Annotated in this window: 12 protein-coding genes; 2 read left to right on the top strand and 10 right to left on the bottom strand. The window is 50.5% G+C overall.

Going from position 1 to position 13,315, the window contains the following annotated elements; genetic code table 11:
- Positions 1–104: 104 nt before the first annotated feature.
- From AC0VZ8_RS03500 to AC0VZ8_RS03490, 3 genes are all read right to left on the bottom strand, one after another.
- Positions 105–1,166, bottom strand: a complete 1,062-nt coding sequence (locus tag AC0VZ8_RS03500; RefSeq protein ID WP_475486058.1) for an NAD(P)-dependent alcohol dehydrogenase — start codon at positions 1,164–1,166, stop codon at positions 105–107.
- 39 nt (positions 1,167–1,205) lie between these two features.
- Positions 1,206–2,882 (bottom strand): glycoside hydrolase family 13 protein, encoded by a 1,677-nt coding sequence (locus AC0VZ8_RS03495; protein ID WP_475486057.1) that lies wholly within the window; start codon positions 2,880–2,882, stop codon positions 1,206–1,208.
- 292 nt (positions 2,883–3,174) lie between these two features.
- Positions 3,175–5,427, bottom strand: coding sequence for an ATP-binding cassette domain-containing protein (locus AC0VZ8_RS03490; RefSeq protein WP_475486056.1), 2,253 nt, complete (start codon positions 5,425–5,427; stop codon positions 3,175–3,177).
- Between the two features lie 286 nt (positions 5,428–5,713).
- Here AC0VZ8_RS03490 and AC0VZ8_RS03485 point away from each other — a divergent pair, with 286 nt between their 5' ends.
- Together AC0VZ8_RS03485 and AC0VZ8_RS03480 are read left to right on the top strand one after the other, a co-directional pair.
- A complete protein-coding gene (locus AC0VZ8_RS03485) occupies positions 5,714–6,289 on the top strand; it encodes a 5' nucleotidase, NT5C type (RefSeq protein ID WP_260068476.1) in 576 nt (191 codons plus the stop codon).
- Positions 6,290–6,520, top strand: coding sequence for a hypothetical protein (locus tag AC0VZ8_RS03480; protein ID WP_071222107.1), 231 nt, complete (start codon positions 6,290–6,292; stop codon positions 6,518–6,520). It begins immediately after the preceding gene.
- 51 nt (positions 6,521–6,571) lie between these two features.
- Here AC0VZ8_RS03480 and AC0VZ8_RS03475 read toward each other — a convergent pair whose 3' ends face one another.
- From AC0VZ8_RS03475 to AC0VZ8_RS03445, 7 genes are all read right to left on the bottom strand, one after another.
- Positions 6,572–6,730, bottom strand: coding sequence for a hypothetical protein (locus AC0VZ8_RS03475; RefSeq protein WP_155087117.1), 159 nt, complete (start codon positions 6,728–6,730; stop codon positions 6,572–6,574).
- Positions 6,731–6,918: 188 nt separating this feature from the next.
- Positions 6,919–7,437: a DinB family protein gene (locus tag AC0VZ8_RS03470; protein ID WP_475486055.1), complete on the bottom strand. Its 519-nt coding sequence runs from the start codon at positions 7,435–7,437 to the stop codon at positions 6,919–6,921.
- Positions 7,438–7,550: 113 nt separating this feature from the next.
- The gene (locus AC0VZ8_RS03465; RefSeq protein ID WP_071222109.1) at positions 7,551–7,850 is read right to left on the bottom strand and encodes a phage holin family protein; all 300 of its coding nucleotides are present in this window, start codon (positions 7,848–7,850) and stop codon (positions 7,551–7,553) included.
- 189 nt (positions 7,851–8,039) lie between these two features.
- Positions 8,040–8,594 (bottom strand): hypothetical protein, encoded by a 555-nt coding sequence (locus AC0VZ8_RS03460; RefSeq protein WP_475486054.1) that lies wholly within the window; start codon positions 8,592–8,594, stop codon positions 8,040–8,042.
- 200 nt (positions 8,595–8,794) lie between these two features.
- Positions 8,795–9,268, bottom strand: coding sequence for an IS200/IS605 family transposase (tnpA, locus tag AC0VZ8_RS03455; RefSeq protein WP_071218155.1), 474 nt, complete (start codon positions 9,266–9,268; stop codon positions 8,795–8,797).
- Positions 9,269–9,511: 243 nt separating this feature from the next.
- A complete protein-coding gene (locus tag AC0VZ8_RS03450; protein WP_475486053.1) occupies positions 9,512–11,317 on the bottom strand; it encodes an ABC transporter ATP-binding protein in 1,806 nt (601 codons plus the stop codon).
- Positions 11,314–13,059, bottom strand: a complete 1,746-nt coding sequence (locus AC0VZ8_RS03445) for an ABC transporter ATP-binding protein (RefSeq protein ID WP_475486052.1) — start codon at positions 13,057–13,059, stop codon at positions 11,314–11,316. The genes AC0VZ8_RS03450 and AC0VZ8_RS03445 overlap by 4 nt, the downstream gene beginning before the upstream one ends.
- Between the last annotated feature and the right edge of the window lie 256 nt (positions 13,060–13,315).

Below are 13,315 nucleotides of genomic sequence, written 5' to 3'. Positions count from 1 at the left end.
CGACAAGTGTTGGAGCGGTGCTTTTTGATGATGGTCCATTACGCTGCATTGGCGCGTTTGTTACACGACAGCTCCCGAAGCGACTCTCCAGGCCGCGAACCACCTTAAACGTTTGGATGAGGATAGATCATGACTTTTACGCTGGTGTCCTTGTGCGTGCGAGCAAGCTCTACGGCTTCCTCGATCTGATCCAAGGAAAATTGGTGGGTGATGATATCGCGTATGCGGCTGGCCTTGTTTTGCAGCATCTGAATAGCCGCCGGGTACGTGTTTGCGTAGCGGAACACGCCATATACATCCAGCTCGGCGTCAACCAAAGCGCCAATATCCACCGGGATCGCATCCTTTGTGGGCAGACCTACAAACACGATCCGGCCTCCCCGGTTCACATAACCAATCGAATCCGCGATGGCCCCGGCGTTGCCCGACGTTTCAATAATAAGATCAATGCCATTGCCGTCCGTCAGTTCGTTCAATCGCTGCGAAACGGATTCGCCCATCGGATTGATCACGCCGGAGGCTCCCATCTGCAGGGCCAGATTACGCCGGTATTCCACGACGTCGCTGCCATATACCTGAGAGGCTCCGGACATTTTGGCCGCCTCCATGGCAAGCAAGCCAATCGGCCCCAGTCCGAGCACGAGCACCCGGTCCTCTGGCCGGATACGCCCGCGTCGTACGGCATGGAGTCCTACGGACAGCGGTTCAAGCAAAGCGCCTTCCTCAAAGGACATTTCGTCCGGCAGCCGGAACAGGAAGTCGCTTCGCACCGCAACGTATTCGGCCCAAGCCCCGTCAACCGGCGGGGTCGCCATAAATACAACATCCGGACACAGGTTGTAACGTCCGCTTTTACAATAAGAGCAGCGCCCGCACGTTACGCCCGGTTCCACGGCCACGCGGTCACCAACGGAGACATTTCTTACCTTCTCCCCCGTTCTTACTACAACGCCGGCAAGCTCATGTCCCAGAATCAACGGTTCCTTCACTTCATACCTGCCAATCCGTCCATGCTCATAGTAATGCACATCCGAGCCGCATATGCCGATGCAGTACACCTGAATCAAGGCCTCATCCGGCTTCGGCTCCGGAATGGGAACCTGCTTCACCCCAATGGATAACGGGCGTTCAAGAACGGCGGCAGACATCATATTGAATTGTGGCAAGCTGCATTCACCTCTCATCTCAAGAAATCGCTTACCCACTTAGTTTACACGATAAACTATCGCTTCATAAGGGTGCAGAGCGAATTCGTCGAAGCTTCGGTCCGAGCGCTCGTAATTCGAGAGTACAACTTCCGGTTGATGCTCACGCCATTCCGCCGGGAATTGAAAATCCGGTGTTCCGCTATAGAAGTTGAGAACAATCAAGTACGTCTCGTTCCCGAGCGATCTGGAATAGGCGAAAATTTCTGAATGCTCTTTAAGCACGGCTTCATATTTTCCGTAAACCAGCGCCTCACTGGATTTGCGCAGTCGGATCAAGGCTTTATAGTAATTCAGTATGGAATCGGGATCGGTTAGCTGCTGCTCTACGTTGATTTCATGATAATTCGGATTGCAGCGGATCCACGGGACAACCGTTGAGAAGCCGCCATAAAGCGTGTCATCCCACTGCATCGGCGTTCTTGCATTGTCCCTAGCCCGGTACGCGATTCTACGCATCGTCTCGGACACGTCTTTTCCGTCCAGAAGCCGCTCGCGATAATAATTGTAGATCTCCACATCCCGATAATCGCTCAGCTCCGCAAACTCGACATTCGTCATTCCGATTTCCTGCCCCTGATAAATAAACGGCGTCCCCTGCATCAGCATAAAAAAAGTAGCCAGCATCTTGGACGATTCCTTATGATAATGGACCGGATCGCCAAAACGGGATACGGACCGCGGCTGATCGTGGTTCTCCATATAGAGGGCATTCCAGCCCACGCCTTCAAGGCCCGTCTGCCATTTATGCATGATCTGCTTCAATTCGGCCAAGTCCCAGACCGCATAATCCCAGCGTCCTTCCAGTCCGAAATCAAGATTGACATGCTCAAATTGAAAAATCATATTCAGTGACCCGTTCTCTTCCCCGATCCAGCGGTCTGCTTCCGCTATCGGAATGCCGCTCGCTTCGCCAACCGTCATAATGTCATAATGAGCGAACGCCTCGCGTTTGAATTGCTGAAGAAATTCATGGATGCCCGCGATATTCCGATGTCCGGGATTCGAGTCGACATAACGAAGGTGATTCGGATTCGGCATATCCGGCAAACCCGGAAGCTTCTTAATATGGGTAATCGCATCCACGCGGAAACCGTCAATCCCTTTATCCAGCCACCAACGGATCATTTTGACCAGATCATCCCTGACCGCCGGATTCTCCATGTTTAAATCAGGCTGCTTCTTGGAATAGAGGTGGAGATAATATTGATCCGTCAACTCGTCATATTCCCAAGCGGAGCCGGTGAAGACGGATTCCCAATTGTTCGGCTCGGCTCCCTCCCTCGCATTCCGCCAGATATAGTAATCCCGCTTCGGATTGGTCCTTGAGGAACGGGATTCAATAAACCACGGATGTTCATCCGAGGTATGATTGAGCACCAGATCCATAATGAGCCGCATGCCGCGGTTATGGATTTCGGCCAGCAGCTGATCGAAGTCGGCCATGGACCCGAACTCCGTCATAATATCCTGATAATCGCTGATATCGTAACCGTTGTCGTTATTGGACGAACGATAGATGGGGCATACCCATATAACATCAATCCCGAGATCCTTCAAATAATCCAGGCGGGATATAACCCCTTGCAGATCCCCGATGCCGTCTTCATTCGAATCCATAAAGCTGCGCGGATAGATTTCGTAAGCAACGGCTTCTTTCCACCATACTTTCTGCATTGTCGTATCCCCCGTTTACAATAAAGATGCTGCTTATTTAGAAATGCAGACCGGGTCGTTACACGTACATCATTAACCAACTTGGTCTGTCGCAGCATACAGTATTGCCGTTTAAGCGATCTTATAAGCCTAACAACCATAGAATAGCCATGCCGCGGGGATATGCGGCATGGCCATTGGCAAGTCTATTATGAAACTACGAAAAGCGAATTTCTCCCTGCTCCCATGTTACATACTGCATGGGTTCGGTCAGACTCCGGTCAGGACCGGCCTTCACTTCCTTGATTTCCCGCTAACCTCGTACATACTTCGCAGTCAGCGATTGTTCCGCCGTGATCAGTTCAGCAGGCGTTCCTTCGAACATGACCCTGCCCCCCCTGCTGCCGCCCTCGGGTCCGAGATCAATGATCCAGTCCGCCTGACGGATCACATCCAGATTGTGCTCGATCACGATCACCGTGCTGCCATTATCAACGAGCCGATTCATCATGTCCAGCAAATGCCCGACATCCGACATATGCAGCCCGGTCGTCGGCTCGTCCATCACGTAGATCTTTCCCTGCTTATGCAGCTCGCTGGCCAGCTTGATGCGCTGGCTTTCGCCCCCGGACAGAGTGCTTAGCGGCTGGCCGAGGGTCAGATAGTGCAGGCCCACATCGTGCAAAGCCTCCAGCCGCCGCCTGATTTCTTTTTTCTCGAAAAAATCGAGCGCCTGCAGCACGCTCATATCCAGCACATCGGTAATCATTTTTCCATGGAGCTTATACTGCAGAACATCATCCTTAAAGCGCCTGCCGTCACAGGTGTCGCACGGAGACTTGATGCCTTCCATGAACGCCAGGTCCGTATAGATGAAACCAAGCCCGTGGCAGTCGGGGCAGGCCCCTTTGGAATTAAAGCTGAACAGGGATGGACTCTGATCGTTAGCCTTGGCGAATAAACTCCGGATGTCATCCATGATGCCCGTATAGGTAGCAGGATTCGAACGGATCGAGGTGCTGACGGCGGACTGGTCGATGACGACAGCCTCGGGATGCTGGGACAGGAAGGCATGATGAATCAGCGAGCTCTTGCCTGACCCCGCTACGCCCGTGACCACGGTCAACACGCCTTCCGGGATATCCACCGTCACATTGTTCAGATTATGATGATTGGCATTGGCAATCCGCATCTGTCCTGTCGGTACCCGGAACTGTTCTTTCATCGGCATGAAACGTTTCATATACTGCCCGGTTAACGTAGAATCTTGGCTGCATAGCTGCTCAACCGTGCCCTCGAAGACAATTTCCCCTCCCCGGGTACCGGCATTCGGCCCCACGTCCACCACATGGTCGGCAATTTCAATCACGTCACGGTCATGCTCCACGACCAGGACCGTGTTGCCCTTGTCGCGAAGCTTCCTGAGCATGTCGTTCAGCCGGTGAACATCCCGTGGATGCAAACCCACGCTAGGCTCATCAAAAACATACATCATATCCGTCAGGCTGCTGCCCAGATGCCTAACCATCTTCACCCGCTGCGACTCGCCCCCGGAGAGCGTGGTCGTCTCCCGATTCAGCGTCAAGTAATCCAGCCCCATATCCATCAAGTGCTGCAGCCGCTCGGCCAAACTGACCACCATACTGGCAGCCACGGGCTCTTTGATATTCAGGATGACCTCTCTTAACTCCCCGATCTCCATGGCCGCACAATCAGCGATATTATAGCCGTTGATCCTGCAGCTTAATGCCGCTTGACTGAGCCGCGTCCCCTTGCATAACGGGCAAGTGCCATGCGTAATAAAATTTTTGACGTGATTCAAGGTGCGTTCCGATAATTCACTGCTGTCTCTCTGAATATAAAGCCGGTTAAACTTCAACACGAGACCTTCGAAGTCGGACTGTACCGGTCCTCCCTTGGACGGGAACGTCACCTTCCCCTCCTTGCCGTACAGGAAAAGATCCCATTCCGCTTCGGAATAGTCGGCCAGCTTCTTTTCGTTATCAAAGAACCCGGACATGGTGTAATTCTTCATATACCAGCTATCTACTGAGAAAATAGGGAATTGGACCGCCCCCTCATTCAAAGATTTGCTTGTATCCAGCAGTTTATTAAGATCCAGCTCGACCTTCCTGCCGATTCCCTGACATTCCGGACACATGCCTTGCGGATCATTAAAAGAAAAGACGTTGGAATATCCCACAAATGGCTTTCCCACCCTGGAAAACAACAGACGGAGTATGGCGTACAGATCCGTAATCGTCCCTAGCGTGGATCGCGAATTGCCCCCCAGACGCTTCTGGTCGATGACGATGGCCGTCGACAAGTTCTCGATCGAATCGACGTCCGGCTGACTGTGCCGTGGAAGTCGGTTACGGACAAAAGCGGTAAACGTCTCATTCAGCAACCGCTGAGCTTCCGAGCTGATGGTATCGAACACGATGGACGATTTGCCCGACCCGGATACGCCGGTAAAGACCGTAATTTTTCGTTTAGGAATTTGCAGCGTCACATTCTTCAGGTTATTCTCTCTGGCTCCACGAATGTTGATATATTCTTGCACCATGGCCGTTCCTCCCTTGTGACTTGTAGTGTTCTTATTATAAAAGGGCAATCATGACATGTACTGTCATAATGGACGAAGGCTTTATTAAGTTATTCCCGTAACCGCGAAATATCAGGAAGGTTGTTGCCGCATTAATGCTATACTTAGTTTATAATGAGTCAGGAGAAAGAAAATGTTACTCCCTCCCATTTTTGATTCCAGTTTGCCAACAAGCATCCTGTCCCTTACAATTTACGGAACATCATCGTTTCTTAGAATTCATGATTAACAGGAGAGTAATGACGATATGAGCAAAAAAATAGTCGCCATCGATATGGATGATACCATCTGCCATCTCATACCCAAGGCCATTCATTATCACAATCTTGAGTACAAGGATCCTCAGCTGACGCTGGATCAGATTACCGATTATAACCTGCACCAAATCTGGCATCCTGAATGCTCGGAGGAGTTTTTCTTCGGAAAGCCGGGTTTATATGAAGAACTTGAACTATTTGATGAATATACGATTGACGAAGTCCACAGAATGACGCATGATTATGACGTCATTGTTGTTACCGCAGCCCGCCCCTCCTCGGTGCCCGAGAAATGGAGATGGCTGCAGCGGCATATGCCTTTTATTCCGTTCGAGAATTTTTTCGTGGCCAAACGCAAGGATTTAGTGGAATTTGATCTTCTGATTGACGATGGTCCCCATAATGCGATTGCCGCCAGAAAAGCCGGAAAACAAACCATTCTGATTCCGCGTCCGTGGAACGCGCATATTCAGCATGAATTTATTCTGAAGGATTCCTGGAAGGGAATGAACGAGCTAGTAGACCGCATTTTATCTGATTCTAACCATCAAGGGGATATGAAATAAATGAATACAGACCGCAATAGCCGGTACCTATCGCAAGACATCCATTTTTTCGCGGCCGCCTTATCGGAAACCGTGGTTTCCGTATGGGAAGAGGATCCCGCAAGCGTGTACGTGGAGATCGAGCGAGGTTACATTGAATGCTACACACCGGATGTCGTCCGCATCCGCAACGAAGAGACAGGTTATCTGACGCACTACAGCCGTGACACCGCTATGTTTCAACGGATGTAAACCGATAAAGGCCGCTTCCCTTGCCGGGAGGCGGCTCTTTAATTGCTCTGATTACCTTTTAGCTGACAGGACAAGAATCAGGGTTGCGAGCGGACCTAACAACAGGGATAGCAGAAACCAGTTTAATCCCGTTCTATTTTTCCCTTGAGCCAATCCCGCATTGATTAATGCCAGCGTTCCCCACCCGACGTAAAATTCATTATTCATCATATCTCCTCCGATACCGTGCTCTTTATATGCTTATTACGTTTTGACATCTGGATCGTTGCAGGGTATACAAAAAAAGAGCAAGGAAAGCTCCCTGCCCGGGGAATATGAACGTGAATAGCAGCAGCCTCAAAAAACTCTTTCTTTAGCCGCGAAGGCCAAAACTTTCATCTGAGTGGACTTTCGATTCTTTAAGCTTGCTCCAGTTCCCTTAACAGCTGAAATATCTGTCCCCGATGGTGGGACTCATGCTCAATCAGATGATAGATGACCCATTCGGGCGTCACATCGTACGGCTCCAGTTGTCTGGGTCTTCTCCAGTCCGAAAGGTCCATGCCTCGGAAATGGGCAACCAGTTCCTGACGAACCATTTGCATACGGTGGAGATGCTCAACGAGCGGCTGATCCGGCACTTCAGAAAGACGGTTATCTGCGGTACGGTGATCCCAGGGAAAGCTGGCCTTTATTTTCGGATCCCAATCGGATTCAAGCACCTCAGCGTATAGCCAATCCGCTTCAATGAAAGCAATATGGTACAACAGCGAACCGATCGACTGCCGACCGTCCACCCTATGGTTCAACTGCTCATACCGAATCCCTTCCAGCCGTTTCAATATCGTTCGCCGCACATCCTCAAGTCCCCATATCCAGCGGCCGATCTCCGGCTCAAACCCAGGCAGTGCCTCAACCGTCAACGTTTTCCTCTGCAAATCTTCACGCTCCCTTAAATCATCTTATGGACTTAAGAGTAACAGACTCAAGCGGCAGACTGCCAGGTAAAGTTCGGTTTAGGCAAAAATCATCCCGGACCATTCAGCCGTTCTTACTTCTTTCTAGTCGCAATCGCCTCTGCCGTTTGTTTAACGGCCTGATGGCCGAATACCGCAAACGCCCCTGCGAGTATGCCTTGAATGATATTTTCCACGCTCCAGCCGATCAGGCCGGTTGTGAACAAAATCGATACGACCATAACCAAATATACAATGCTCCAATTCGGAACCTTGGGCGTTTGCTTCAGCACATATCCGATTACCCAACAGGCAGCAACGACCATGAAGAGCCGCGGGTCGATCAATTGAAAAATGACGCTCCATTCCATGGTAAACCCACCCTTTCCATTCATCTTCTACATCCTATTCCTCGAGCCTATCGATCGGCTTGTATTTATATCCTTATTCTCGCAAGTAAAATAATAGAATATGCGAAACGGAATTTACGATAGGTTTGACGATATGCAGACGCAGCAACGAATTACGTTGCTCCCCGGTGGTGGAAATACGCAGTGAGTATCCATCATGAATGGCGGTGACATTTAAGGCTGCTGCCTCCCCGCTTCAATAATTCCGATGATCCAGTCGGTCAGCCGCCGATCCTTCTCTTCTTGACTGCAATCAGAGGGAAAGACTAGGTAGTGCTGATCCTCAGGAATCCGGGGCACCCCCTTCTTAAGAGAAGCTTCTTCTGAATCCTCTTCGTACTGCAAGAAGCGCAGATCCCTTCCATCCAGTGTCTGATAGGCATAACAGCTGTACTCGTGCCCATCAATAACGGTCCTGTGATGTCCTTGTACCCTGGGATTGCACAACACATGCGTGCCCTTCAGCTTGTTTAGCGAGTAAAGAAAGCCTTGCAGCCTGGCTTCCGTGACGTGGTAATCATCCAAGTAATAGCGCTGCGAGACTCTGGCAGCATTCGTGTCGATGATCTGGTAGTTTAGAATAAACGCAGCCCCTGTGTGCAGCACCGGATCAAAGTAATCCTTCTGAATCCAGCCCTTATGGCGGGACAGGCGATCAGACACAAGGTAATCGATATTGCTATGGTCCAGGTTATAACCGAACGTTACCAAGAATTTGCGATTCTTCATATAGATCTCTCCCTTATACATCTGAATATGGATCCATTATTTCCCATTAATATTATACAATCATGACCACCCGTCCAACGGGTGGTTTGCTCTCGGGGTATAACCCCTTGTTGCCAAACTGCGCCTAAAGACGCTAGCCTGACCATAACTCTGTTCAGGCTCATTGTTATTTGTCACTTTCACTTACCAGTTAAACTGGTTTATTTCTTTTTGCCCCTGTTGCTGCTGAATGGATCTTCGTACTCTTTTACACTCAACTTATCCATGGCTTGATCATGTGCCTCTTGTTCACGAATGTACTTCGCTACTGTTGCTTCATTCAAACCTACTGTACTCACATAATATCCTTCTGCCCAAAATTTTCGATTCCCGTATTTATATTTTAGTTGTGCATGCTTCTCGAAGATCATTAACGAACTTTTCCCCTTTAGATATCCCATGAATGATGACACTGAAATTTTCGGTGGGATAGCCACCAACATATGGACATGATCGGGCATCATGTGACCTTCTATAATTTCTACTCCTTTGTACTTACATAAGCGTTTGAAAATTTCTATTAAGTCTCTTCTTACTTGATTATAGATCTCTTTCCGTCTATACTTCGGGGTAAATACAATGTGGTATTTGCACATCCACTTTGTGTGAGCTAGGCTGTAGCTCTTGGTTGCCATTTGAAACCATTCCTTTCTTTGAGCCTGAACATCTCAATTTTATTGGAATGGTCTCAGTGGTCAAACCCTCAATCCCTCCACCCGCATAGCGGGTGGTTTTTTGTTTCGCGCGTTTCACGCACTCAACTGGCTAAAGCCATAAAAAAAGGCAGCCTCCACACCAACGGAAGCTGCCCTGCTCTAAACCTATCTAAACCTGTCGAAACCTGTTCTTACATCCCCAATTCCAAACCAAACTTGATGTTATACCTTACTAACTTCAGCTTCATCCTCTGCGGGGGCCTGAGCCTCGACAGCGGACTGCTCGCCCTGCCATAACAGCTGCATCTCTTCACTCGTGGCGAGCAGCTCCGTCAAGCTGCCCTCCGCTTCGATCCGCCCATCCTTCATGACGATGATATGATCGGCTTTCGAAAGGGCTGCCCTCCGATGCGATACCGCGATGCAAGTGACGCCCTGCTCCTTGAACAACCCATCCCATACCTGCTGCTCCGTCTCCACGTCCAACGCGCTGGACAGATCATCAAAAATGAATAAATCCGCGCCCGTGATCAGCATGCGTGCCGTAGCCGCCCGCTGGATTTGTCCCCCCGACAGCATAACGCCCCTCGGACCGACAAACGTCTCCAGTCCCTGATCCAGATTCTCGATATCCTTCTCCATGACGGCCAGCCGAACAGCCCGTTCCAGAGTTTCCTCGGTCCGCTCTTTCTTCCCTTGCACGATGTTCTCTCTCAAGGGATCGCTAAACAGCCTTGGAACCTGCGGAGTATAGGCCGCCCGAGGAGGCATAAGGAAGGTTGCCGGATCCACCTCTTCCCCGTTCCAGCGAATCGTTCCTTCCTGTTTTGGCAGCAGTCCCAGCAATGTCCGGACAAGCGTCGATTTCCCCGCCCCGATTCGTCCGGTCACCACCAGAAACTTGCCGCGCTCCAGGCGAAAATTAATATCCGATATACCGTTATCCGAATTCGGATAATGGTACGATAAATTCTTGACTTCCAGCTCCTTCAGCATTTCTCCCGGTTCTCTGTGAATGACGGGCAGTTCCGGCGGCTCTTCGTTCAGATACGTTTCCCGTGCCTCAATGATCCGGTCTTCCTCACCAGGGCGAAACAGAGACCGCATCCGGTCAAAGGAAACCTTCAGCCGCTTGTGCTGGAATACCATATAACCGAATAAGGAAATGCTGAAGCCGATATTGGCCAGGTAAGACGTGAACAAAGCAAAGTCCCCGACGGTAAAACGCCCGGCCTGCATTTCAGCAGCGCACATCAACAGAATCAATCCCGTACAGATGCTAAGCACATGCTGATTCAAGGATCGCATCCATTGTTTGAACAGATTATCCTTCAGCGCTGCCTGCCGGCGGTCTTCGTTCAGCTTCATGAAGCGCTCATGCACATGATCCTCCGCCTGCCCGAGCTTCAAGGCTTGAACCGCACCGAAGGTTTCCGCGATAAAGCTGGTAATGCGCCCTGTAGCTTCCCGGTTCTTTAGGCCGTAACGACGCGCGCGGTTGCCGGACAGATTGTTCAGGAGCGTGACCACCACGAGCGGCAGCACGGCCACCAGCATGATCTTCCAGTTAATGCTCGCCATAATGACAACGGATACGAGGGCAAAAACGAGACGTCCCCAGAAATCCACCCAGGATTCAACGTATTCCACAACTTCATCCACGTCATCGCGGAAGCGGCTCATCGCCTCCCCTGGAGAAGCTGGCAAATTACGCCCCGGCCAGCGCATAATCCCGGCCAGCATGTTCGTTCGCAGAATGGCCTGAATGTGGTAAATATACGTTACCCATTGATAGAAGGCCGCAAAGAACGTCCCTACCCGCGCTACCCTTACAACGGCAATAAAGATCAAGGGCACCGCCAGCCATACATAATCCGTGGAACTGGCCGTCGCCCGGTCAAAAAACCACTGCATCCCCAGTCCGATCAATAGTGGCAAGGAATGAAATATGCACCACAGCAGACCGTTGATTAAAAATAATGAAGGCCTGAATCGAAAGAGGCGCCCTATAAAACCCGTGATGGTCATGCCAGTTCCTCCTCTCTGCCTGTGCTCAGCAGTCTGGCATAATGTGATGCCGGATCTAACGCAAGAGCTTCCCGTTCGCCGAATTCCATAATTCGCCCGTCACCCAGCACCATAATTTTATCCACCTGCTCCAGCGTAGCCAGCCGGTGCGCGATGATGATGCCCGTACAGCTGCTCATCAGCTGATCCACGGCTACCTGCAGCATCGTTTCCGTTGCGGCATCCAGGCGTGAAGACGGTTCATCCAGAATCACCAAGCTTGGTTGCGTCAAAAATACCCGGGTTAAAGCGAACAGCTGCGCTTCTCCCGCGGACAGCGAAGCTCCGCCTGCTGTCAGATGCGTATCCAGGCCTTCCGGCTGTGCATCGATCCATTGCCGAAGCCCCAAACGCTCCGTCGTTTCCAGAATGAATGCATCCGACACGCCGTGATCAAACAACGTCAGGTTGTCACGCAGCGAGCCATCGAACAGCTGCACATCCTGTGTGACCATACCCACCCGGCGGTAAAGCGCGGGCAGCTTTAGCTTCGTGATATCGGTCCCCCCAACGCGGATCACGCCGCTGTCGATGTTATACAGTCGAAGCAGAATACGGCTGAGACTCGACTTTCCGCTGCCGGTACGACCGATAATGCCCAGGCGTTCACCTGGTTTGACTTCAAAGTTGATGTCCTTTAACACCGGTTTATCTTCGTTATAACTGAAGCTGACGCCCTCAAATTCCAAACCGAGTGCCCCTTCCGGAAGCTCTTCTTGCTCTCCGTCCACAATCTCGCTCTTATTGGACAACAACTCTCTGGAACGCAGCATGCCGGATTTTGCCTTTTGGAACTCCTGCACCTGGTCACCCAGCATCTCGATCGGATCATTCAGCATCTGCGTATATTGGTAGATTAAGAACAGGGTCCCCAGCGTAATTTCACCGATCAGATAATAGCGAACCCCTAGTAACAGGACAGCGGTAACCGCAAGGGCAAACAGAATCACCGTGGTATTCCAAGGGACAACGCGGAGCATCCAGGCTTTTCTTCCTTTCAGAAAAACGGTGCGCATCATCCGGTGAAACCGATTCATCACATACGGCACATTGCCGTTCGCCTGTACATCCTCAATGCCGGCGATGCGTTCCTCAATTAACCCGAACAGCGAAGCGCTGGCTTCACGTTCATTCTTCGAAGAATTGACGCCCATATTCCGGATGAACACCATGAACAAAATGGACAGCAGCGTAAACACCGTCATGACGATCGCGATCGGCAGATTGACCGTAAACATAAATCCTAGTATGCCAGCTAGCAGCACAAAACTTCCGATAACCTGCACGATGAACATCGCGAAGAAGTTCGAAATATTCGTCACGTCGCCGTCCACCCGCTCGATCATCTCGCCGGGCGTTTTGACATTATGAAATCGCATATCCAGCCGCAAGCAATGCTTCAAAAGATCGCCGCGAAGCCGGTTTGTCGCGCGCCATGAAATATCGTTCCCCATATAGCTGACAGCCACGGTTATCAGCTGGTTAAAAACAGCCACGACCAGAAACAATCCCGCCAGCTGAATCAGCGCGGCTATAACTCCTCCTTCGGCTGCCGTGTCAATAAACCGTTTGACAATTTGCGGATTCAAGAGCTGCAAGCCCGTCGACGTCAGCAGCAACACGAGCAGCAGTATTAGCCGTCCTTTTACCGGTTTCAAATACCGCAGCAGCCAAGACATGGAAACCTTTTCTTGTTTGGGCATAGTGCCCACCCCCATATGCAAGCAAGTATGTACGGACCTCCATACCCCATAAAGCAAGGTGTGGCGGCAGTAAATCATTACCAGTCTACATGATATCGACCGTCATTCCTAGGTAAAGAATAATTATAAATATGTAATAAACCTTCTCCCTTTATATAAAAATAGCAAGTCAATACCTGCTTCAAAAAAAAGCGAATCCGATAATTCAGCATACTCGTATATGTATAATAGAGTGACGTGCAACTTTTTGGAGGTG

Source organism: Paenibacillus sp. QJM3NY_38 (assembly GCF_056173265.1).
This window is presented reverse-complemented; position numbering and strand designations above follow the sequence as displayed.